This is a genomic window from Streptomyces sediminimaris (assembly GCF_047049295.1).
Lineage (GTDB): Bacteria > Actinomycetota > Actinomycetes > Streptomycetales > Streptomycetaceae > Streptomyces > Streptomyces sediminimaris.
Genome location: NZ_JBJWOT010000001.1, coordinates 4,773,792 through 4,796,056 on the forward strand (window position 1 = coordinate 4,773,792; position 22,265 = coordinate 4,796,056).

21 protein-coding genes are annotated in these 22,265 nt (G+C 71.3%); 11 read left to right on the top strand and 10 right to left on the bottom strand.

Annotation, left to right across the window (positions count from 1 at the left end; all coding sequences use genetic code 11):
* Positions 1–6: 6 nt before the first annotated feature.
* From ACJ9NR_RS22205 to ACJ9NR_RS22230, 6 genes are all read left to right on the top strand, one after another.
* A complete protein-coding gene (locus ACJ9NR_RS22205; RefSeq protein WP_412493570.1) occupies positions 7–804 on the top strand; it encodes a type III pantothenate kinase in 798 nt (265 codons plus the stop codon).
* Positions 805–921: 117 nt separating this feature from the next.
* Positions 922–1,581 carry a hypothetical protein gene (locus ACJ9NR_RS22210; RefSeq protein WP_412493811.1) on the top strand — a complete coding sequence of 220 codons (660 nt, stop codon included), beginning with the start codon at positions 922–924 and terminating at the stop codon, positions 1,579–1,581.
* 72 nt (positions 1,582–1,653) lie between these two features.
* The gene (locus ACJ9NR_RS22215) at positions 1,654–1,833 is read left to right on the top strand and encodes a hypothetical protein (RefSeq protein WP_412493569.1); all 180 of its coding nucleotides are present in this window, start codon (positions 1,654–1,656) and stop codon (positions 1,831–1,833) included.
* A 94-nt stretch (positions 1,834–1,927) separates the two neighbouring features.
* The gene (locus ACJ9NR_RS22220) at positions 1,928–2,371 is read left to right on the top strand and encodes a BlaI/MecI/CopY family transcriptional regulator (protein WP_412493568.1); all 444 of its coding nucleotides are present in this window, start codon (positions 1,928–1,930) and stop codon (positions 2,369–2,371) included.
* Between the two features lie 9 nt (positions 2,372–2,380).
* The gene (locus ACJ9NR_RS22225) at positions 2,381–2,932 is read left to right on the top strand and encodes an amino-acid N-acetyltransferase (protein ID WP_412493567.1); all 552 of its coding nucleotides are present in this window, start codon (positions 2,381–2,383) and stop codon (positions 2,930–2,932) included.
* A 331-nt stretch (positions 2,933–3,263) separates the two neighbouring features.
* A complete protein-coding gene (locus tag ACJ9NR_RS22230; RefSeq protein WP_412493566.1) occupies positions 3,264–3,599 on the top strand; it encodes a histone-like nucleoid-structuring protein Lsr2 in 336 nt (111 codons plus the stop codon).
* A gap of 8 nt (positions 3,600–3,607) precedes the next feature.
* Here ACJ9NR_RS22230 and ACJ9NR_RS22235 read toward each other — a convergent pair whose 3' ends face one another.
* Entirely contained in the window at positions 3,608–4,192 is a 585-nt protein-coding gene (locus ACJ9NR_RS22235; protein ID WP_412493565.1) for an SCO3374 family protein, read from the bottom strand.
* Positions 4,193–4,651: 459 nt separating this feature from the next.
* Here ACJ9NR_RS22235 and ACJ9NR_RS22240 point away from each other — a divergent pair, with 459 nt between their 5' ends.
* The gene (locus ACJ9NR_RS22240; protein ID WP_412493564.1) at positions 4,652–7,177 is read left to right on the top strand and encodes an ATP-dependent Clp protease ATP-binding subunit; all 2,526 of its coding nucleotides are present in this window, start codon (positions 4,652–4,654) and stop codon (positions 7,175–7,177) included.
* A gap of 103 nt (positions 7,178–7,280) precedes the next feature.
* Here ACJ9NR_RS22240 and ACJ9NR_RS22245 read toward each other — a convergent pair whose 3' ends face one another.
* Positions 7,281–7,880 (bottom strand): HAD family acid phosphatase, encoded by a 600-nt coding sequence (locus ACJ9NR_RS22245; RefSeq protein ID WP_412493563.1) that lies wholly within the window; start codon positions 7,878–7,880, stop codon positions 7,281–7,283.
* 512 nt (positions 7,881–8,392) lie between these two features.
* Between ACJ9NR_RS22245 and ACJ9NR_RS22250 the strand changes: the two genes are divergently transcribed.
* Entirely contained in the window at positions 8,393–9,142 is a 750-nt protein-coding gene (locus ACJ9NR_RS22250) for a M23 family metallopeptidase (protein WP_412493562.1), read from the top strand.
* A gap of 34 nt (positions 9,143–9,176) precedes the next feature.
* Here the strand turns inward: ACJ9NR_RS22250 and ACJ9NR_RS22255 are convergent, their stop codons facing one another.
* Entirely contained in the window at positions 9,177–9,773 is a 597-nt protein-coding gene (locus ACJ9NR_RS22255) for a TetR/AcrR family transcriptional regulator (protein WP_412493561.1), read from the bottom strand.
* Between the two features lie 167 nt (positions 9,774–9,940).
* On the opposite strand from ACJ9NR_RS22255, the gene ACJ9NR_RS22260 reads away from it, so the two are divergent.
* Positions 9,941–11,512: an MDR family MFS transporter gene (locus ACJ9NR_RS22260; protein ID WP_412493560.1), complete on the top strand. Its 1,572-nt coding sequence runs from the start codon at positions 9,941–9,943 to the stop codon at positions 11,510–11,512.
* A gap of 119 nt (positions 11,513–11,631) precedes the next feature.
* Here the strand turns inward: ACJ9NR_RS22260 and cseC are convergent, their stop codons facing one another.
* From cseC to ACJ9NR_RS22285, 5 genes are all read right to left on the bottom strand, one after another.
* Positions 11,632–13,107 carry a two-component system sensor histidine kinase CseC gene (cseC, locus tag ACJ9NR_RS22265; RefSeq protein ID WP_412493810.1) on the bottom strand — a complete coding sequence of 492 codons (1,476 nt, stop codon included), beginning with the start codon at positions 13,105–13,107 and terminating at the stop codon, positions 11,632–11,634.
* On the bottom strand, positions 12,996–13,700 hold the full coding sequence (gene cseB / locus ACJ9NR_RS22270) for a two-component system response regulator CseB (RefSeq protein ID WP_412493559.1): 705 nt from the start codon (positions 13,698–13,700) through the stop codon (positions 12,996–12,998). Before cseB ends, cseC begins: the two co-directional genes overlap by 112 nt.
* Before the next feature lie 90 nt (positions 13,701–13,790).
* The gene (locus ACJ9NR_RS22275; RefSeq protein ID WP_412493558.1) at positions 13,791–14,432 is read right to left on the bottom strand and encodes a hypothetical protein; all 642 of its coding nucleotides are present in this window, start codon (positions 14,430–14,432) and stop codon (positions 13,791–13,793) included.
* Positions 14,420–14,959, bottom strand: a complete 540-nt coding sequence (locus ACJ9NR_RS22280; RefSeq protein ID WP_412493557.1) for a SigE family RNA polymerase sigma factor — start codon at positions 14,957–14,959, stop codon at positions 14,420–14,422. The genes ACJ9NR_RS22275 and ACJ9NR_RS22280 overlap by 13 nt, the downstream gene beginning before the upstream one ends.
* Positions 14,960–15,199: 240 nt before the next feature.
* A complete protein-coding gene (locus tag ACJ9NR_RS22285) occupies positions 15,200–16,132 on the bottom strand; it encodes an HhH-GPD family protein (protein WP_412493556.1) in 933 nt (310 codons plus the stop codon).
* A gap of 168 nt (positions 16,133–16,300) precedes the next feature.
* Between ACJ9NR_RS22285 and ACJ9NR_RS22290 the strand changes: the two genes are divergently transcribed.
* Positions 16,301–17,161, top strand: coding sequence for a hypothetical protein (locus ACJ9NR_RS22290; protein ID WP_412493555.1), 861 nt, complete (start codon positions 16,301–16,303; stop codon positions 17,159–17,161).
* Between the two features lie 469 nt (positions 17,162–17,630).
* Here the strand turns inward: ACJ9NR_RS22290 and disA are convergent, their stop codons facing one another.
* Both disA and radA read right to left on the bottom strand, forming a co-directional pair.
* Complete coding sequence (disA, locus tag ACJ9NR_RS22295; protein ID WP_412493554.1) at positions 17,631–18,755, bottom strand: DNA integrity scanning diadenylate cyclase DisA; 1,125 nt, start codon at positions 18,753–18,755, stop codon at positions 17,631–17,633.
* An 80-nt stretch (positions 18,756–18,835) separates the two neighbouring features.
* Positions 18,836–20,245: a DNA repair protein RadA gene (gene radA, locus ACJ9NR_RS22300; RefSeq protein WP_412493553.1), complete on the bottom strand. Its 1,410-nt coding sequence runs from the start codon at positions 20,243–20,245 to the stop codon at positions 18,836–18,838.
* Positions 20,246–20,462: 217 nt separating this feature from the next.
* On the opposite strand from radA, the gene ACJ9NR_RS22305 reads away from it, so the two are divergent.
* Positions 20,463–22,169: a BACON domain-containing protein gene (locus ACJ9NR_RS22305; RefSeq protein WP_412493552.1), complete on the top strand. Its 1,707-nt coding sequence runs from the start codon at positions 20,463–20,465 to the stop codon at positions 22,167–22,169.
* Positions 22,170–22,265: the final 96 nt, after the last annotated feature.

Genomic DNA, 22,265 nt, shown 5'->3' on the forward strand with positions numbered 1-22,265 from the left:
CCGGCCATGCTGCTGACGATCGACGTAGGCAACACGCACACCGTCCTCGGCCTGTTCGACGGGGACGACATCGTCGAGCACTGGCGCATCTCCACCGACGCCCGCCGCACGGCGGACGAGCTGGCGGTGCTGCTGCAGGGGCTGATGGGCATGCACCCCCTGCTCGGCGACGAGCTGGGCGACGGCATCGACGGGATCGCGATCTGCGCCACCGTGCCGTCCGTGCTGCACGAGCTGCGCGAGGTGACCCGCCGGTACTACGGCGACGTCCCCGCGGTGCTGGTGGAGCCGGGCGTGAAGACGGGGGTGCCGGTCCTCACCGACAACCCCAAGGAGGTCGGCGCCGACCGGATCATCAACGCCGTCGCGGCCGTCGAGCTCTACGGCGGTCCGGCGATCGTCGTCGACTTCGGCACGGCGACCACCTTCGACGCGGTCTCCGCGCGCGGGGAGTACGTCGGCGGGGTCATCGCCCCCGGTATCGAGATCTCCGTCGAGGCGCTCGGCGTCCGGGGCGCGCAGCTGCGCAAGATCGAGGTGGCCCGTCCGCGGAGCGTGATCGGCAAGAACACGGTCGAGGCGATGCAGTCCGGCATCATCTACGGCTTCGCCGGTCAGGTCGACGGCGTCGTCGGCCGGATGGCGCGTGAGCTGGCGGAGGACCCGGACGACGTCACGGTGATCGCGACCGGCGGGCTGGCACCGATGGTGCTGGGGGAGTCGTCCGTGATCGACGAGCACGAGCCGTGGCTGACGCTGATCGGCCTGCGGATGGTCTACGAGCGCAACGTCTCGCGCATGTGAGGGCGGCGGGGGAGCAACCGGGTGGCGCCGTCGCGCCACACCCGCCCCTTCTGTCGAATTTGTCTGATTAGCGCGTACTGTCGCGGTATGCCCACGCCATACGGATCCCGCGGCGGCATGGTGTTCGGCGCGGAGGAGCTGCGTGTGCTCCGCCGCGCCCTCGCCCTCGCCCTCCAGCCCGGCCCCACGCCCGCCGGGGACGTCAAGGACTGCCTCCGCCTCGCCGAGTCCCTGGACGAGGCGATGCGCGAGGGAGCCCGGCTGCGCGCCTTCCTGGTGGCCGATCTCGCGCGCTACCGCGCCGCTCTGCCGGGGACCGTCTCCGGCTATCTGACGCTCCTGGAAGAGGCGCTGGCGGCCGGGTACCGCCCGCAGCCCGACGATCTCGCCGCCCTGCGCGCCCTGCGCGGCAATCCGGCCGCCTCGGTCCTGCTGGGACGCTGCCGGATGCTCGCGGAGCAGGACGTACGCGACCGTCTCGCGCCCGGTGCGGGCCGCCGGGCCGTCCCGACCGTCCCCGCCGCCCGCAGCCGCCTCACCGCCCTCCCCGGCGGCCTGGAGGGCCCCGGGGCGCAGCCGGCCGCGGCCGCGGAGCGGGGACCGGCGAGGAAGCCCGAGAAGAAGCCCGCCCAGAAGCCGGCCGCCCCCAAGCCGGCCCCCGCGCCGGCCGAGCCGAAGCCGGCCCGTCCCATCCCCACTCCGGGCGAGGTCTTCCCGCGCCGGAAGCCTGCACCGCCGCCCGGCTCCCGGCAGGGCAGGCGCCTCGCCGCGGGCTGATAGCGCCCGAACCGTCCTGAACCCCCCGGCCCCGCCCCGCCCTGCCGCAGGCGCTGTGGCTACCCTGGAGGCATGGACTACGTCTCCGCGCTCGTGCCCCCGGTCGTCATGGCCGTGCTCTTCATCGGAGTGATCAGGGTGATGGTGAAGACCCAGGGCGGGGCCAACAAGGCCAAGGAGGACGCGGCCGTCGACGCCGCCATCGCGCACGGGGACGGCGCACCGCAGGCCTCCCCGAAGGCCGACGCCTGACCGCCTCCCCGGCAGTGCCCCTTTTGTCCCGTTTGCTGGCGAATGTGCCCGTCCGGCACGCCAATGCCGACTTCTCCCACTATTGTGCTGAGCTGTGCCTCGCCCATTGGGAGAACTCGAAGACGCGGTGATGACACGGGTGTGGAAGTGGAACCGCCCCGTGACGGTCCGGGAAGTCCTGGAAGATCTTCAGCAGGAACGGTCCATCGCATACACCACGGTGATGACCGTTTTGGACAATCTCCATCAGAAGGGCTGGGTCCGCCGAGAGGCGGAAGGCCGGGCCTATCGATATGAGGCGGTCTCCACCAGGGCCGCCTACGCGGCCGCTCTGATGAACGACGCCTGGTCGCAGAGCGACAACCCGGCAGCCGCTCTCGTCGCCTTCTTCGGGATGATGAGCGAGGAACAGCGCCGGGCCCTCAGAGACGCCGTACGCATCGTCCAGGGTCCGGAAACATCTCACCCGGCCCCGGAAACCGGTGGGGATACGGGCCGCGAGAACCCCGGGTCGGCGCGGGAGACCGACGGGCGATAGCGTCCGCACATGTCCGCAGAGAGCCGTGTAGGCCCCGAAGGTCCCGAAGTCAGTGCTAAAGCCATCACTGTCCGGCGGGCCCGTACCGGCGATGTCCCGGCCGTGCGCCGTCTCCTCGACACCTACGTCCGCGGCCGCATCCTGCTCGACAAAGCGACGGTGACGCTTTACGAGGACATCCAGGAGTTCTGGATCGCCGAACGGGACGACAACGCCGACGTCGTCGGCTGCGGCGCGCTGCACGTGATGTGGGAAGACCTCGCGGAAGTCCGCACTCTCGCGGTGAAGCCCGGCCTGAAGGGTGCGGGCGTCGGCCACCAACTGCTGGAGAAGTTGCTGCAGACCGCGCGCTGGCTCGGCGTTCGCCGCGTTTTCTGCCTGACCTTCGAAGTGGACTTCTTCGCCAAGCACGGCTTCGTCGAGATCGGTGAGACACCCGTCGACACCGATGTCTACGCGGAGCTACTGCGTTCCTATGACGAGGGCGTAGCGGAGTTCCTCGGTCTCGAACGGGTGAAACCGAACACCTTGGGCAACAGCCGGATGCTTCTGCATCTGTGATCGCCGGTCGCCGCGATGTATTCCGCAGCCCCTGCCCAGGTTCCCTATGTCCGAAACGCGCACGTTTCCGGACGGGGTGCGTCTTCTGTCTCGCTCTTGCCCCGTAGCGGTCCGCCGCCGGTCTCCCGGGCTGTCTCCCGGCCGGTCTCTCTCCCTCTCTCTCCGCCCGTCTCTCCCTGCGTCTCTCCCTCCGTCTCTACGGGGGGTTTGTGTTTTTCCGGCAAAAGCGGTTTGCTTTCCGACGTACTGCAGTACTGCATATAACAGGGGACGGCGAAACGGCGGACGCCGCAGACCCCAGGCCCTCAAGTTATGGATGAAAGGAAATCCGGTGGCACAGAAGGTTCAGGTCCTTCTTGTCGACGACCTCGACGGCGGCGAGGCGGACGAGACCGTTACGTTCGCGTTGGACGGCAAGACGTACGAGATCGATCTCACGACCGCCAATGCGGACAAGCTCCGTGACCTTCTCGAGCCTTACGTGAAGGGTGGTCGGCGTACCGGAGGTCGCTCTTCGGGCGGGCGCGGAAAGGCGCGCGCGGCCTCGGGCGGCAGCCAGGACACCGCGCAGATCCGCGCGTGGGCGAAGGAGAACGGCTACGAGGTCAACGACCGCGGCCGCGTTCCGGCGTCCATCCGCGAGGCATACGAGAAGGCCAACGCCTGATCGCCCTCCTAGGGCAGGACCGACGGCCGGGCGCACGCGCGCCGCAGCCGCAGGCGGTGGCACTGCGTTGCCACCGTGTCCACGAGTCGTACGAGATCGGGGGCGCCCCCAACGCCCCCCACGGCCGACAGCGTCGGCAGCGAGGCCTCGACCGCGCACCCAGGCTCGGGGGGCCGCAGCCACACGGCGGCCCCCTGCAGGACGCCCCGCCCCCCGGGGCCGCCCGGCCCGCCCGGGGGAAGCGGTGCCTCCATGACGCCGCCCTCGCCGGTCGCCGTCAGATCGAGGGCGAGCGCGCCCCACTCCAGCCAGTCCAGCAGCCCCGGCAGCTCCTGCGCGCTGCCCGCGGCCACCAGCAGCCGCATCCGGTCGCCCCGCACGGCCACCGGGGAGGCCGGCGCGAGATGGCGCAGCCCCGCCCGGCCCGCCTCGGCCGGCACCTCCAGGACGTCGAAGCGGTCGCCCACCCGCAGCCGTGGGCCGGCTCCGGGGTCCTGCGCGGGAGCGGGCAGCGTCGCCCAGCCCAGTTCTCTCTCGTACCACCGGCGGACGTGATCGCCCGGATCGAGCGGACCGCGGGGGAGCGGGATCATGCGGAGGCTGCCGACCATGACAAGTGCAACCGCCCGAACGGCTCCCGGGTTACGCTGGGTGGCCTCACGGATGCACAGGGTGGCGGATGCGGGGGCGTGCGGGGGTGCGGGGTGGTGCAAGGTTGTTCGCCCGTAGCGGAGGGAACGGGGCCGCGCTGCATGGACTGTCAGTCCCGGCGGGTAAGACATCCCTAGTGGGAGGGGGCGACACGCAGGCGAGGACGTCTCACGTTCGCCATCGGCGTAGTGATGGTGTGGGTAACTGTCTGGCCTGCGGGAACATCGTCTCGCACCATCGGGTTGGAGCAGATGTCGGCGTTCGGGGTCAGGAGGCAGCGTTGGTTCTCGGTCCGGTGTCGGCAGTTGGAATGAGCGGTCCCCGCTTGCGGGACTAAGCTGCGGAAGGACAGGGAGGGGAAGTTCCCCCCACTGCCTGACCGCTCTGAGGAGCGATTAACGATGTTCGAGAGGTTCACCGACCGCGCGCGGCGGGTTGTCGTCCTGGCTCAGGAAGAAGCCCGGATGCTCAACCACAACTACATCGGCACCGAGCACATCCTCCTGGGCCTGATCCACGAGGGTGAGGGTGTCGCCGCCAAGGCCCTTGAGAGCCTCGGGATTTCGCTCGAGGCGGTCCGCCAGCAGGTGGAGGAGATCATCGGCCAGGGCCAGCAGGCCCCGTCCGGGCACATCCCCTTCACCCCCCGTGCCAAGAAGGTCCTGGAGCTGTCGCTCCGGGAGGCTCTCCAGCTGGGCCACAACTACATCGGCACGGAGCACATCCTGCTCGGCCTGATCCGTGAGGGCGAGGGCGTCGCCGCCCAGGTCCTCGTGAAGCTGGGCGCAGATCTCAACCGGGTGCGGCAGCAGGTCATCCAGCTGCTCTCCGGTTACCAGGGCAAGGAGACCGCCGCCGCCGGCGGGCCTGCCGAGGGCACTCCCTCGACGTCCCTGGTCCTCGACCAGTTCGGCCGGAACCTCACCCAGGCCGCTCGTGAGTCCAAGCTCGACCCGGTCATCGGGCGCGAGAAGGAGATCGAGCGGGTCATGCAGGTGCTGTCCCGCCGTACCAAGAACAACCCGGTCCTGATCGGTGAGCCCGGTGTCGGCAAGACCGCCGTCGTCGAGGGCCTCGCCCAGGCCATCGTCAAGGGCGAGGTGCCCGAGACCCTCAAGGACAAGCACCTCTACACCCTGGACCTCGGCGCGCTGGTCGCCGGCTCCCGCTACCGCGGTGACTTCGAGGAGCGCCTGAAGAAGGTGCTCAAGGAGATCCGCACCCGCGGTGACATCATCCTGTTCATCGACGAGCTGCACACGCTGGTCGGTGCGGGTGCCGCCGAGGGCGCCATCGACGCCGCTTCGATCCTGAAGCCGATGCTGGCCCGCGGTGAGCTGCAGACCATCGGTGCGACGACGCTGGACGAGTACCGCAAGCACCTGGAGAAGGACGCGGCCCTCGAGCGCCGCTTCCAGCCCATCCAGGTCGCCGAGCCGTCCCTGCCGCACACGATCGAGATCCTCAAGGGCCTGCGCGACCGGTACGAGGCCCACCACCGCGTCTCCATCACCGACGAGGCGCTGGTCCAGGCGGCCACCCTGGCCGACCGTTACATCTCGGACCGCTTCCTGCCGGACAAGGCGATCGACCTGATCGACGAAGCCGGCTCCAGGATGCGCATCCGCCGGATGACGGCTCCGCCGGACCTGCGCGAGTTCGACGAGAAGATCGCGGGCGTGCGCCGCGACAAGGAGTCCGCGATCGACTCGCAGGACTTCGAGAAGGCCGCGTCCCTGCGCGACAAGGAGAAGCAACTGCTGGCCGCCAAGGCCAAGCGGGAGAAGGAGTGGAAGGCCGGCGACATGGACGTCGTCGCCGAGGTCGACGGCGAGCTGATCGCCGAGGTCCTCGCGACCGCCACCGGCATCCCGGTCTTCAAGCTGACCGAGGAGGAGTCCTCGCGGCTGCTGCGCATGGAGGACGAGCTCCACAAGCGGGTCATCGGCCAGGTCGACGCCGTCAAGGCGCTGTCGAAGGCGATCCGCCGTACCCGCGCGGGTCTGAAGGACCCCAAGCGTCCCGGTGGTTCGTTCATCTTCGCCGGTCCGTCCGGTGTCGGTAAGACGGAGCTGTCCAAGGCGCTCGCCGAGTTCCTCTTCGGCGACGAGGACGCGCTGATCTCCCTCGACATGTCGGAGTTCAGCGAGAAGCACACGGTCTCGCGTCTCTTCGGTTCGCCCCCCGGCTACGTGGGCTACGAAGAGGGCGGCCAGCTGACCGAGAAGGTCCGCCGCAAGCCGTTCTCCGTCGTCCTGTTCGACGAGGTCGAGAAGGCCCACCCGGACATCTTCAACTCGCTGCTGCAGATCCTGGAGGACGGTCGTCTGACCGACTCCCAGGGCCGGGTCGTGGACTTCAAGAACACGGTCATCATCATGACGACCAACCTCGGCACCCGGGACATCTCCAAGGGCTTCAACCTCGGCTTCGCCGCCGCGGGTGACACCAAGTCCAACTACGAGCGCATGAAGAACAAGGTGTCGGACGAGCTCAAGCAGCACTTCCGCCCCGAGTTCCTCAACCGCGTGGACGACGTCGTCGTCTTCCCGCAGCTGACCCAGGACGACATCCTCGCGATCGTCGACCTGATGATCAGCAAGGTGGACGAGCGCCTGAAGGACCGGGACATGGGCATCGAGCTCTCCCAGTCCGCCAAGGAACTGCTGTCCAAGAAGGGTTACGACCCCGTGCTCGGTGCGCGGCCGCTGCGCCGCACCATCCAGCGCGAGATCGAGGACTCGCTCTCCGAGAAGATCCTCTTCGGCGAGCTGCGTCCCGGTCACATCGTGGTCGTCGACACCGAGGGCGAGGGCGAGTCCCAGACCTTCACCTTCCGCGGCGAGGAGAAGTCGGCCCTGCCGGACGTCCCGCCGATCGAGCAGGCGGCCGGCGGAGCCGGGCCGAACCTGAGCAAGGAGGCCTGACCTCCCCGGGGGTCGAGCCGACGAGAGGGGCCGGTGCCGAGAGGCACCGGCCCCTCTCGCATGGGGTCCCGGGAACGAGGGCCCCGGGGAGGGGCCCGGGGGCCTAGGAGAGCTGCCCGTTGTAATCCGGCAGCTTGTACGTCTTCTCGGCGTGGCCGCCCGACAGGTCGGTGGCGCTGTTGCCGATGTTCGCGATGATCGTGTAGCCCTTGTTCTCGATGCTGGCGCGCTGGGCGGTCTTGTAGGCGGCGACGTCCTTGAAGAGGTCGAACAGACCGCGGACGTAGAGCCCGGAGACCTGGTAGCCGTCGTGCTCCAGGTTCCACTCGGTGGGCGCGTAGAGGATGCCCGGGCGGGCCGTGACGAAGAAGACCGAGACGCCGTGCCGCTGGGCGTACTCGGCGACGTTCAGGACGGGCTTGTTGGCCGGCTGCGGGTACGTGAAGCCGAAGTCGGTCTCCAGCGTCGTGTTGTCGACGTCGAAGACGATCGCCTGCTTCTCACCCGGCGCGGCGTCGGCGATCCGCTGCTTCAGGTAGGGCAGCGCCTGGTCCATCACCGCCTGGCAGTCCTTCTGCCAGGTCGCGTAGTCGACGTCCCCGGCGCTGGTCGCCGCGTTCGCGGGGGCGGCCAGTGCCACGAGGGCGGTGGTGGAGACTGCGGTGACCACGGTGCTCAGCGCCCAGGGGCGTCGTCTTGTCATGGTGGGGGGTCCTCTCACGTCCGTATGCCGTTGTCTGGTGCATGTTCGGGGACGAGGGTGGCGCGAGGGGAACCGTAGGGTTACTCGGTGGTAAGTGGCCAGAGATCTGCGTCACATGAGGCCCTGTACTTTCATCGACCCCGGTGGGCGCGGAGGTTGGGCGACGTAGTGGCCGTCACATCCCGGACGTTCTGGATCTCGCCGACCGGTGACATGCCGCACAGGTGATTTGTCCGTTACTAGGCGGAATAGTGGATCCGTGGGGTGGAAACGCCCGGCCCTCGACCGGAGGCCGCGGCCGCGAATCCGTTCGCCCCGGAACAATGAATGACCGATTCATCCCGAATGGGATGCGTGTCAAGAAGTCTCAGGACTTCAGGTGAAGTACTAGCTGCCGTCGTAGATCACCCGTTTTGGGAACGACGGGTTCCGGGGTTACCAAAGATGAGCCCATCCGGCGGCCGCGAACGCGCCGGGTGGCTTTTCTCTGCCCCCGTCATCCCGAGGTGCCCATGTCTTCGCCCGTCAGGTCCCGCTTCCCCCGTACGTCCCTCCTCCGCACCCGCGCCGCCGTCCTGGCCGCCGGCCTGGGGGTCTCGGTCGTGCTGGGAGCCGGGGCCGCGGTCGCCGCCGACGTCTCCTCCGCGTCCAGCGCCGCGAGCGCCGTCGAGGCGCAGGCCGCCGCGCAGGCCAAGGCCGCGAAGGCCGCGGCGGCCGCGAAGGCGAAGGCGAAGGCTGCCGCGGCCAGGAAGGCTGCTGCGGCCGAGAAGGCGGCCGCAGCCAAGAAGGCCGCCGCCGCCAGGAAGGCCGCCGCCAAGAAGGCGGCCGCGGCGAAGAAGGCCCGCTCCTGGGTGCACCCGGTGGCGAAGTACGCGCTCTCCGCGGCCTTCAACCAGGCCGGCGGCATGTGGCAGCACAAACACAGCGGTCAGGACTTCGCCGTGCCGAGCGGCACGAACGTCGTCGCCGCGCACGGCGGCACCGTCGTCAAGGCCGGCGGCAACGGCGCCGGGGACGGCCCCGCGTACGGCAACGCCATCGTCATCAAGCACGGCAACGGGACGTACTCCCAGTACGCCCACCTGTCGCGGATCGACGTCCGCGTCGGCCAGGTCGTCACCACCGGCCAGCACATAGCCCGGTCCGGCAACACCGGCAACTCCACCGGCCCGCACCTGCACTTCGAGATCCGCAGGACCGCCGACTACGGCAGCGCGGTGGACCCGGTCGCCTTCCTGCACGCCAAGGGCGTGAGCGTGTAGGTGTACCGGCCCCAAGGCCCCGGAACGCGGTCGGCTACGGCGTGTTCGTGGACCGGTGCGCCTGGGTGACCAGATCGGTGGCGACCTCGAGGACGGCCTTGCGCTTGGCCTCGGGGTCGCCTTCGACGTCGTTGAGGACGAACATCCCGGCGTGCAGCGTGAACATCGCGCTGACGCAGCGCACCTGGTCGACCAGTTCGGCGTCCGGGTCCATGAGGATGTCGCGCATCCCCATCATGCGGTTGCGGAACGTCTCGCCGATGCGCAGCTCCTTCACCGTCGCCTGGTTCTCCTGCATGAACCGGAAGAGCGGGGACGCGCTCGCCAGGGTCTCGCTGTAGCGGCGGATGATCTCCTGCTTCGTCTCCAGCGTCCGGGGCTGCGCCTTGCCCCACTCGATCAGGTCCACTATCGGCTGGGAGACGTCCTCGAAGATGCTGACGAGGATCTCTTCCTTCGTCTTGAAGTGGTAGTACAGCGCTGCCTTGGTGACGTCGAGGCGCTCGGCGATCTCCCGCAGCGACGTCTTCTCGTAGCCCTGCTCGGCGAAGAGCTCGAGCGCCACGTCCTGGATGCGCTGGCGGGTGTTTCCGCGGCGATGCTGTTTGGTGCCGTCCATGGTGAGGCCCATCCTCGTACTCCTCGCGCTCGCACGGAAACTTACTTGCCGCCCGACTAGAAAACTTACTTGACGCCCGGCTAGTTGCCGGTCTAACTTCTCCCAGTGTAAACAACTAGCCGGGCGGCAAGTAAGTAGTCGGCCGGGGGAACGAAGTGGCACCTAGGGGAGTGGGGACGATGGCGGACACGCAGACGGTCGAGACCAAGCCGGACAAACAACCGAAGAGCGTGCGGGTCGTGCTGCTCGCGCTCATGATCACCATGATGCTCGCGATGCTCGACAACATGATCGTGGGTACGGCGATGCCGACGATCGTGGGCGAGCTCGGCGGACTCGAGCACCTGTCCTGGGTGGTGACGGCGTACACGCTGGCCACCGCGGCGGCCACGCCGATCTGGGGCAAGCTCGGTGACATGTACGGCCGCAAGACCATGTTCATGACGTCGATCGTGATCTTCCTGGCCGGCTCCGCGCTCAGCGGCATGGCCCAGAACATGGGCCAGCTCATCGGCTTCCGGGCCATCCAGGGGCTCGGCGCCGGCGGTCTGATGGTCGGCGTCATGGCGATCATCGGTGACCTGGTCCCGCCGCGGGAGCGCGGCAAGTACCAGGGCATGATGGCCGGCGTCATGGCGCTCGCGATGATCGGCGGTCCGCTGGTCGGCGGCACCATCACCGACAACTGGGGCTGGCGCTGGTCGTTCTACATCAACCTGCCGCTCGGCGTCGTCGCGCTCGGTCTGATCAGCGTGGTGCTGCACCTGCCGAAGAAGCGGTCCAAGGCGGGCATCGACTACCTCGGTGTCGTGCTGCTGACCGTCGGCATCACCTCCATCGTGCTGGTCACCACCTGGGGCGGCACGCAGTACGCCTGGACGTCCGCGCGGATCATGGAACTCATCGGCATCGGCGTGGCCGCGCTGATCGGGTTCGTGTTCTGGCAGACGAAGGCCGCGGAACCGGTGGTGCCGCTGCACATCTTCCGCAGCCGCAACTTCACGCTGATGTCGGTCATCGGCTTCATCACCGGCTTCGTGATGTTCGGCGCGACGCTGTTCCTGCCGCTGTACCAGCAGTCCGTGCAGGGCGCGTCCGCGACCAACTCGGGTCTGCTGCTGCTGCCGATGCTCGGCGCGATGCTTGTCACCTCGATGGTGGCCGGCCGGGTGACCACGAGCACCGGCAGGTACAAGGTGTTCCCGGTGGTCGGCAGCACCCTGATGATCGTCGGGCTGTACCTGCTGTCGACGATGGACACCGGCACCTCGCGGCTCACCTCCGGCGTGTTCATGGCCGTCGTCGGCCTCGGTATGGGCTGCCTGATGCAGATCACCATGCTGGTCGCGCAGAACAGCGTCGAGATGAAGGACATGGGCGTCGCGTCCTCCTCGACCACCCTGTTCCGTACGCTCGGCTCCTCCTTCGGTGTCGCGATCATGGGCGCGCTGTTCAACAACCAGGTCCAGGACGTCATGTCCCGGCGGGCCGGGGCGCTGGGATCGAAGATCACCGAGCAGTCGGCGCAGCTGGACGCGAAGAGCCTGGAGAAGCTGCCGGCGGTGGCCCGGGAGGCGTACCAGCACGCGGTGTCCGCGGGTACGCACACGGCCTTCCTGCTCGGTTCGGCGGTGGCCGTGGGCGCGCTGATCGCGGCGGTGTTCGTCAGGGAGGTCGCCCTGCGCGGGGCGGTCGCGCCGAAGCCCGGCCAGGAGGATGCCGCGCCGCCGGCGGTCGTCGAAGCGGTGTGATGCCGCGAAGGTGAGCTGAAGGTCCCCCGGATGGTGTCCGCCACGGGGGGCCTTCGTCATGTCCGGGTGCGCGCCGGCGCCGGCGCCACGCCGCTCTCGGCGCCGGGCCCGCGCATCGGTCACGGCAGCATCGGATAGCTGCCCGTGTTCGTCGGAGCGTGTTCCGGCAGCCACAGCACCGCCACCGCGCCCTCCGCCGGGACGCCGTCGGGAGCGCCCACCGGGCGGACGTTGCGGAAGGTCAGGCGGGCGCCCAGGACGCGGGCCTGGCCGGCCGCGATCGTGAGGCCCAGGCCGTGGCCGTGGCCCGCGCGGTCGGTGCTGCCGGTGCGGAAGCGGCTCGGGCCGTCGGCGAGGAGGTCGGCGGGGAAGCCGGGGCCGTGGTCGCGCACGCGGATCACGCGGCCCTCGACGGTGACCTGGACCGGCGGCTTGCCGTGCCTGGCGGCGTTGGCGAGCAGGTTGAACAGGACCCGCTCCAGGCGCCGGGGATCGGTCGTGACCATCGACTCGTGCACCACCCGCACCTCGACGGCCGGGTCCTTCGCCGCCACCCGCCGGCCGACGAACTCGCCGAGCATGATGTCCTGCAGCTCGGCCCGCTCGGAGGCGCCGTCGAGCCGCGCCACCTCCAGCACGTCCTCGACGAGGGTGCGCATGGCCTTGGCGCGGTCCAGGACCAGCTCCGTGGGGCGGCCGGGCGGGAGCAGCTCGGCCGCCGTCAGCAGCCCGGTGACCGGGGTGCGCAGCTCGTGCGCGATGTCCGCGGTGACCCGGCGCTCGGCCTCCAGCCGCTGCTGCAGGGTGTCCGCCATGGCGTCCACCGCGCGGGCCAGGTCGTCGGTCTCGTCCCGTACGACGCCGCCGATGGCGTCCCGCACCCGCACGTCCGGCTCGCCCCTGGCGACCCGGTTGGCCGCGGCGGCCGCCTTGCGCAGCCGGCGCGAGAGCTGGCCGCCGATGAGCACGCCCAGCGCGCTGCCGCCGAGGACCACCGCGATGGAGCCGATCACCAGGGCCTGGTCGAGGTCGTGGAGGATGTCCGTGCTGCGGTCGGTGAAGTTGGTGTGCAGCGACAGCACGTGCCCGTCCTTGACCGGCACGGCGGCCCAGATGTCGGGCACGCCACCGCGTCCGTCCGTCACATACGTCGCCCGGCGGCCCTCCCGGACCTTCGTGCGCAGGGCCGGCGGCAGCCGGGGATCGTCGATCTGGACGTTGGGGAAGTTCGGCCGGTTGGACAGCTCGTAGCTGCGCTGCGCGATCTGGACGCGTTCGTCCGCGAGGTCGCGCGCGTTGTCCAGCATCGAGACCCGGGCCGCGTTGTGCACCACCAGGCTCAGCGCGATCGCCACCAGCGCGCCGACCAGGGCGATGGCCGCGCTGAGCTTCCACCTCAGACCCGTACGCATGCCCGTGCCACCCGCGTCGTCCGGGGCGGTCGGGCGCCTGGATGTCCCCCGCATGTCCCTGGCTTCCCCGTTCAGGCCTTCAACTTGTAGCCGAAGCCGCGGACCGTCTCGATCCGGTCCTGGCCGATCTTCGTGCGCAGCCGCTGGACGTGGACGTCCACCACGCGGGTGTCGCCGCCCCAGCCGTAGTCCCACACGCGCTCCAGCAGCTTGTCGCGCGAGAGGACCGTGCCGGGTGCGGAGGAGAACTCCAGGAGCAGCCGCATCTCGGTCGGGGTCAGCGCCACCGGCTGCCCGGCCCGGCGCACCTCCATGCCCTCCGTGTCGATCTCCAGCTCACCGAAGGTCAGCACCCCGCCGGCCATCGGGCCCTCGCCCTCGTCGGCCTTCTCGCCGCCGCTCGCGTGGCCGAAGCGCCGGAGCACCGCACGGATCCGCGCGACCAGCACGGCGCCGTCGAACGGTTTGGTCACGTAGTCGTCGGCGCCCGCCTCCAGGCCCAGTACGACGTCGATCGAGTCGGCCCGCGCGGACAGCATGATGACCGGCACGGTCGACTCGTCCCGGATACGGCGGCACAGGCTCACGCCGTCGAGACCGGGCACCATGACGTCCAGCAGCGCGATGTCGGGGCGGTTCGCCCGGAACGCCTCCAGGCCCGACAGCCCGTCGGGCATCGCGGTGACCGCGAAGCCGTCCCGTTCCAGCGCGAGCTGGGTGGCCTCGCGGATGACGTCGTCGTCCTCGACGAACAGGACGTGGGTCTGGTCTGCCATCCCGGTGCTCTCAGTTCTCGTATCGGTGGTGTCGGTCGTGGCGCGCGCACGGCCCGCCGCCGGTGGAACGGTCCGCGCGGCCCGGACGGTTCACGTGGACGGCGACGCGCTGCCCCCGACGGCGTTGCTGTAGTCGTTGCGCGTGTTGTACCGCTTGACGAAGCGGCCCGCGGACCAGCTGTACGTGGTCACGATCTCACCGGACGGACTCGACACCGGGTCACCCTTCTCGTACACCTGCTTGGTCACCACCAGGTCGCCGCGGTCGATCTCCGCGTAGACCGGGGGTTCCTCGGCCCGGAACACATTCTCGTACCGGCCGCCTTGCCTGTGATAGACGTACGAGCCGATCCCCACCGCGTCTCCGCAGGTCAGCACGTTCACCACGATGTCGTCGGCCGAGCCTTTGGTCAGGTCGCCGTAGGAGACGTCGACCGGGTACTCGTCCGCGACGCACGGCTTCAGATCGCGCTTGACCTCCGCCGACACCGACGGGTCGTCCTTGACCAGCTTGACCGCGTTCACGTGCGAAGGGGCCGTCGAAGGGCTGGGCGACGGCGAGACGGCGGCGCCCGCCACCGAGTCCGAGGCCGCGTGCGCCGGGCCCTCGTCACGGGCGCCGGTGCCGCCGGTGGCGCAGGCGGAGACGAAAAGGGCGAGGGCGGCGAGCACGGCCGTCGCCGTGCACGCCGCCTGCAGGTTCCCCCGGCCCGAGTCCGTCAGACCGCGCAACGCTCCCGCTCCCCACGCTCCAGCGCGCGTGCGTCCAGATCGCGGCTCTCCAGCTCCTCGCGGAGCCGGGCGAGCGCCCGGTGCAGCGTGCTCTTGACCGTTCCGGCCGACATGCCGAGGGCCGCGGCCGTCTCCTCCGTCGACATCTGCTCCCAGTGTCGCAGCACGACGACGCTGCGCTGCTTGGGCGCCAGCACTTTCATGATGTCCATCAGCAGGGCGCGGTCCGCGTGCTGCTCGGTGGAGTCGTCGACCGAGGCGTCCGGCAGCTGCTCGGTCGGGACCTCCTCCAGCTTCCGCGCCCGCCACCACTCGGTGCGGGTGTTGATCATCACCCGGCGCAGGTAGGCGTCGGCGAGGCGCTTGTCCGCGATGCCGTCCCAGCGGTGGTACGTCCGGACCAGCGCCGTCTGCAGCAGGTCCTGCGCGTCCACCGGGTCCGGGACCAGCCGGCGCGCGCTGCGCAGCAGCGCGTCCTGCCGGGTGCGGACGTACTCCTCGAACTCGAGCACCTCTCCCTGCGCCATGTCGAACCGCCTCCCGATCCCCGTTCCCGCCCGGCCCCTCGCCGTCGGTTCCTTCCGTGTGGCAATGAAGCTACGGAGGCGTTGTCACGGCGCTGTGCGAGCCAGCGCGCGGCTAGGACTCGGCTGTCCGTCGGTTGTGTAACGAACGTAGGAACGGGGTAAGCACGTGCACCGACCTGCGGTGCTTTGGGATGATTCGTGCGGGTGGCGGGTCGTGATGTGCCGCGGGGTTACGAGCGGTTACGTCAACGGGAGCCGATACAAACCACCGGGAAGGGGCTCCACGAGTCCGTCCGAGACGAGCCCGTCGAGTGCCCGGGCGCGCTGCACCGGCTCGTGCCACACGCGGTCCAGGACCGGCTGCGGCACGGGTCCGTGGGCCTCGCGCAGCACGGCGAGCAGCTTGCCCCGCACCTGGCGGTCGGTACCCGCGTACGTCTGCCCGCGCCGCGGCGGGCCCTGGTGCCCGGGCTTGCCCGCGAGCCGCCAGGCGCACTGTGCGGCGATGGGGCAGCGGTGGCAGGACTCGTTCTTGGCGGTGCACACGAGCGCGCCGAGCTCCATGGAGGCGGCGGCCCAGCGGGAGGCGGTGCGCTCGTCCTCGGGCAACAGGGCGCGGGCCAGCTTGCGCTCGGCGGCGGTGGTGGCGTTCGGCGGGTACTGGACGCCGGTGACGGCGCGCGCGAGGACCCGGCGGACGTTGGTGTCGAGCACCGCGTGCCGCTGCCCGTAGGCGAAGGAGGCCACGGCCGCCGCCGTGTACTCGCCGATGCCGGGCAGCGCGAGCAGCTGGGCGTGGTCGGTCGGTACGTCCCCGCCGTGCCGCTCCGTTATGGCCACGGCGGCGCCGTGCAGCCGGAGCGCGCGGCGCGGGTAGCCGAGCCGGCCCCAGGCGCGGACCGCCTCGCCGGGCGCCTCCTTGGCCAGGTCGGCAGGGCGCGGCCAGCGGGCCAGCCACTGCTCGTAGACGGGCAGCACTCGGCTCACGGGTGTCTGCTGCAGCATGAACTCGCTGACCATCACCCCCCAGGCGCCGGCTTCCGGGAGCCGCCACGGCAGGTCCCGGGCGTGGTCCTCGAACCAGTCGATGACGGGGGAGTGGAGGTCGCCGGGAGGGGGCCCGCAGGGGCCGTCGGCGGGGCTGTTGTGCGGAGGCTTCGTTGGCGCAGTCATGGCTCTTACGATCCTGCCACGGCCGGGGTCGGTTGGGCGGTCGCGCCGCCTGCGGTGCGTCGTGCGGACGGGGGTTGGGGCGCGGACCGGGATGATGATCCGGAAAAGTTGACGGACTGGCGGCGGGTGTGGCAAGCGAAGGCGCCGATCTCTCGTACAGTTTGCGCCGTGGGATCTCTGCGCAATCCTGTCGGTCCGCTCCCCCGCTCCATCTACTGGCGCCGGAGGGCCGTACTCGTGTCCGTGGTCGCCCTGTTGGCGTTGCTGATCACCTGGGTCGTGACGTCGGGCGGGGGCGGCGGCAAGAAGGACGGCGGGACGAACGGCAAGGGCCCCGCGCCCACGATCACCGCGGGGCCCTCGAGTTCGGGCCCCGCCATCAGTCAAGCGCCGGGCGGGCGTGACGACTCGGGCGGCGGGGACTCCAGCGGGGCGGGTTCCGGGGGCAGTTCGGGGTCCGGCTCCGGCGGTGCCGGATCGGGGTCCGGCTCCGCGGGCGGGGCCGCGGCGGGCGGCGGCTCCGGGGCCGGGTCCGGGGGGACCGAGGGTGCGGGCGGCGGCGCGGCCGGCGTCGGCTCGGGCGTCGCTGTCGGCGCGGGCGACACCCTCGCGCCGGGCTCCACCCTCCCCAACTGCACCGCGAGCGCGGTGAAGTTGAGCGTGCGCAGCCTGCACAACACCTACTCGCCCGGCCAGCCGCCCACCCTGCTGCTGACGGCCTCGAACACCTCGCCCTACGACTGCAAGATCGATCTCGGCCCCAAGAGCGCGGTGTTGACCATCACCCAGGCGGGCAGCGACAACGACTACTGGTCCTCCGCCGACTGCCCCAAGGGCCCCGGCAGCCTGGTCTTCCGGGTGCCCGCGAAGACCGGCATCACCTACACGGTGAAGTGGGACCGCAAGCCGAGCGCCCCGAAGTGCGCGACGCCTCCGGCGGGGTCGGCGAAGGCCGGTACCTATCTGGTGGAGGCGACGGCGGCGGGCTTCCCGAAGGCCCAGACGTCGTTCCTGCTCAAGGCGGACTGAGCCGCACCCACCGCCGCACCGCGCCGCGCCGCACCGCGGGCGCACGGTGCGGCGGTGGGTGCGGTTCGCAGTGGATGCGGACTCGCAGGGCTGTGACGCGGCAGTGGGGGCGGGCCGGGGGCCGGCGAGACGGCCGGAGGAGCGGGACCGGGCTGGACGGGACCAGGCTGGACGGGACCGAGGGCCTGTGGCGCGGCGCAAGGGGGAGCGGTGGTGCGGGCCCGTGGCTGGGTAGCGGGATGGGGGACCGGGGGGGCTGGGAGGCGGCAGCGGGAGCGGGCCCGGGGCCTGGGCTCGTGACGTGGCAGTGGGCGCAGTGGGCGCAGTGGGCGCAGTGGGCTGCGGGCCGGTGGCTCGGCAGCGGGACGCGACCCGGGGGCTGCGGGGCGACCGGGGAGCGGGACTGCGGGCGCGCGGTGCGGCAGGAGGTGCGGGGCCGGGGGCCCTGGCATGGCCGCGGGAGTGGTTCTCAGACGTACCGTTCGAGGATCGAGGACTCGGCGAGCCGGGACAGGCCCTCGCGCACGCTGCGGGCCCGTGCCTCGCCGACGCCGTCGACGGTCTGGAGGTCGTCGACGCTCGCGGCGAGCAGCTTCTGCAGGCCGCCGAAGTGCTCCACGAGGCGGTCGATGATGGCGCCCGGCAGGCGCGGCACCTTGGCCAGCAGGCGGAAGCCGCGGGGCGAGACCGCCGAGTCCAGGGTCTCCGGAGATCCGGTGTAGCCCAGCGCCCGTGCCACCGTGGGCAGTTCGAGCAGCTCGGCGTGGCTGAGGGCGTCCAGCTCGTGGAGGGCCTCGTCGACCGTGCGGGAGCGCTTGGCCGTGGGCTCGGGGACGTAGTCCCGCACCACCAGCTCGCGCTCGGGCTCCACACCCGCGATCAACTCGTCGAGCTGGAGGGCCAGCAGGCGGCCGTCGGTGCCCAGTTCGACCACGTATTCGGCGATTTCGGTGGCGATGCGGCGCACCATCTCCAGCCGCTGGGCCACCGCCGAGACGTCGCGGACCGTCACCAGGTCCTCGATCTCCAGGGCCGACAGCGTGCCGGCGACCTCGTCCAGCCGGAGCTTGTAGCGCTCCAGGGTGGCGAGGGCCTGGTTCGCGCGGGAGAGGATCGCCGCGGAGTCCTCCAGGACGCGGCGCTGGCCGTCGACGTAGAGGGCGATCAGGCGCATGGACTGCGAGACCGAGACGACCGGGAAGCCGACCTGCTTGCTGACCCGGTCCGCCGTGCGGTGCCGGGTGCCGGTCTCCTCGGTCGGGATCGTCGCGTCGGGCACGAACTGCACACCCGCCCGAAGGATCTTCGACAGGTCCGAGTTCAGCACGATGCCGCCGTCCAGCTTGCACAGCTCGCGCAGGCGCGTCGCCGTGAACTCGACGTCCAGCACGAATCCACCCGTGCACATCGCTTCGACCGTCTTGTCGAAGCCGAGCACGACGAGTCCGCCGGTGTTGCCCCGCAGGACGCGCTCCAGGCCGTCGCGCATGGCCGTGCCGGGAGCCACGGCGCTCAGTGAGGCGCGCATCAGGCCATCGGCACCGGAACTCCCACCGGATTTTCCGGGAGCCGCTGCCCGGTCGTTGGCTGCCACTGCACTCCTCCGGTCACAGGTTCTGGGCGCCCCCCTGTCGCACATTCTGTTCGTACGGACGGGCGAGACCAGGGCAAAGTCTACCGGCGGTCCTCCTCGTCCCGTGGGGCCTCTCGGCGACGGGAGCGCGGAAGGACCCTGAGGGCGTCGCCTATGTCGGCCACTTCCAGGACCTTCATGCCCGCGGGGATCTTTCCGGGATCGCCCGGGACGAGTGCGTGCGTGAAGCCCAGACGGTGCGCCTCGGCGAGCCGGCGCTGGACGCCCGTGACCCGTCTGACCTCGCCCGCGAGGCCGACCTCGCCGATCGCGACCAGGTTCTTGGGCAGCGGGGTGTCGCTCGCCGCGGACGCCAGCGCGAGGGCGACGGCGAGGTCGGCGGCGGGCTCGGAGAGCTTCACCCCGCCGACCGTGGCGGAGTAGATGTCCCGCTTGCCGAGCGCGCTGATCCGGCCGCGCTGCTCCAGGACGGCGAGCATCATCGAGACGCGGGAGGTCTCCAGGCCCGAGGTCGTCCGGCGCGGGGAGGGGATCTGGGAGTCCACGGTGAGTGCCTGGACCTCGGCGACCAGGGGGCGGCGGCCCTCCAGGGTGACCGTCAGGCAGGTGCCGGGGACCGGTTCGTCACGCCTGGTCAAGAAGAGCCCGCTCGGGTCGGCGAGGCCCGTGATGCCCTCGTCGTGCAGTTCGAAGCAACCCACCTCGTCCGTGGCGCCGTAGCGGTTCTTGACGCCTCGTACCAGGCGCAGGCGCGCGTGCCGGTCGCCCTCGAAGTGCAGGACGACGTCCACGAGGTGCTCCAGCAGGCGGGGACCGGCGATGGCGCCGTCCTTGGTGACGTGGCCCACCAGCAGCGTGGACATGCCGCGCTCCTTGGAGACGCGGATGAGGGCGCCGGCGACCTCGCGCACCTGCGCCATGCCGCCGGGGGCGCCGTCGATCTCCGGGGAGGCGACGGTCTGCACCGAGTCGAGGACGAGCAGTGAGGGCTTCACCGCGTCCAAGTGGCCCAGCACGGCGGACAGATCCGTCTCGGCGGCGAGATACAGATGGTCGTCCAGCGCCTTGATGCGGTCGGCGCGCAGCCGCACCTGGCTCGCCGACTCCTCACCCGTGACGTACAGCGTGCGGTGCTCGTCGCTCGCCGACTTGGCCGCCACGTCCAGCAGCAGCGTCGACTTGCCGACGCCGGGTTCGCCCGCGAGCAGCACGACCGCGCCGGGCACGAGCCCGCCGCCGAGCACCCGGTCCAGCTCCGGCACGCCGGTCGAGCGGGCGGTGGCCTGACGGCCGTCGACCTGGCCGATGGGCACCGCGGAGGTGGTCACCCGGCCCGGCGCCGTCGTACGCACCGCGGGCGCGCCGTACTCGTCGATCGTCCCCCAGGCCTGGCACTCCGGGCAGCGACCGAGCCACTTGGCCGTCTGCCAGCCGCACTCGGTGCAGCGGTAGGACGGGCGGTCCTTGGCGGACTTCGTACGGGCAGCCATGCCGAGAACCGTAACCGAGGCCACTGACAGCGCCGGACGGCGCGGGCGGTTCCTCCCGGCCGCCGGTCCCTCTCGCACCGCGAACCGGCCACCGCCGTCAGGAACCGGCCATGGAACGAGGGATTCCTGTACCCGATTGAGGGATCGTTTCACCCGTATGGATTAAATGTGCTCAAGGGTGAAGAAGCGGCCATCCCGAGCCGCCTACGGTCCACGGATGATGAGCAGCAGTTCGCAGACCCCGACCCGCACCACCGGCGCACACCGGGCGCGCCGGGAGGCCCGCGACCGCGCGGCGGCTCGCACGCTGGCGCAGCGGCCGGCCGCGCGCCACGAGCCCTACCTCGACGGGCTGTTCACCTACTGTCTGTCGGTCCTGTGCGACCACGACGCGGCGACCGAGGCCCTCGGTGACGCCCTCGCGCTCGCCGCGCGGCGCCGGGGCCCGGAGACGGCCGGGGACCGCAGGCCGTGGCTGTACGCGCTGGCCCGCTGGGCCTGTCTGCGCAAGCTGGCGGAGGCCAAGCAGAAACGTCAGGGCAGCCACGCCGCGGGCCGCGCCGGCGCCGAGCGGCAGCCCGCCGAAGCACCTCCCGCCGCCGACGACGAGGTCCAGGAGCGGCGCCGCCGCGAACTCGCCCTGCTCGCCTGGCCGGAGGCCGCCGGCACCACCCCGGAGCAGCGCGAGGCGCTCGAACTCGCCGTGCGCCACCACCTGGCCGCCCACGAGGTCGCCGCCGTGCTCGGCCTGGACCTCGCCACCGCCCGCGAGCTGCTGGCCTCCGCCGCCTGCGAGGTCGAGCGCACGCGCGCGGCCCTGGCCGTCGTCGAGGCCGGCGGCTGCCCGGGCGTCGCCCGGCTCACCGGGGACAACCAGCTGGTGCTCAGTTCGGCCCTGCGCAAGGAACTCGTCCGGCACGTCGACGACTGCCCGCGCTGCCGCCGCAGCGCCGAGCGCGCGATTCCCGGCCGCTGGCCCGGCGCCATGGTCACCCCCGCCGAACTCCCCGTCCTGGCGGCGCCCCGCGCGGCCCTGCACGCGGCGGTCGCCCACCGCGCACGCGCGCGCGGCGCCGCCGCGCCACGCTTCGACCGGCGCGGTTTCCCGATGGACCCCAAGGACCGCGCCGCGCGCCGGGACCGCATCCGCGCGCGTGCCGTCACCACGACGGTCGTGGCCACCGTCGTGGCGGCCCCCGTGCTCGCCCTGTGGGCCGCCTACCGCGGCTCACCCGCCGACGAGAGCCCGGACGGCCGCTTCCCCACCGCCAGCGAGGCGCACGGCCCCGAGAGTCTCGGCGGCGAGGCGGCGGGCGGTGGCTACGAGAACGCCGGCAACGCCAGCAGAACGCCCGGCGGCCGCTTCGGCACGGGCGGTGACACGGACGTCTCCGTGGAGGTCGTCGGCGTCACCGGCGCGGCGCACCATGGCTCCGGACCGCTCGACGTCTCGGCCGGCCACCACGGCGACACCACCTTCGTCACCCTGACCGCGACCGGATCCGCGCCGGTGCGCTGGTCGGCGTCCACGGGAGCCTCCTGGCTCTATCTGAGCCAGTCGTCGGGAACGCTCGCGCCCGGCCAGTCGTTGACGATCAAGGTGTACGTCGATCACCTGCGTGAGCCGTCCGGCGCGTGGAGCGCGAAGGTGGCCGTCGCACCGGCCGGCGCCGTCGTCTCCATCGAGGGCTACGGCACTGCGCCCAGCCCGGGCGACCCGGCCCCGGGCAGCCCCTCGGACCCGCCGTCCTCGCCCGGCCCGGACCCGGCGCCGAGCAGCCCCGAGCCCTCCGGCCCCCCGTCCAGCACGCCGCCCTCGTCGCCCTCCCCGGACCCCTCGCCCACCGACTCCGCCCCGACCGCGCCGACGAGCTCGACGCCCTCGCCCACCGGCAGCGGCGGCCCGAGTCCCACGGCGTCGTGAGCGCGGGCCCGGGCGGGCGCGGGCCACGAGCGGCCCCGGCTCCGAGCGGCCCCGGCTCCGAGCGGCCCCGGCTCCGAGCGGCCCCGGCTCCGAGCG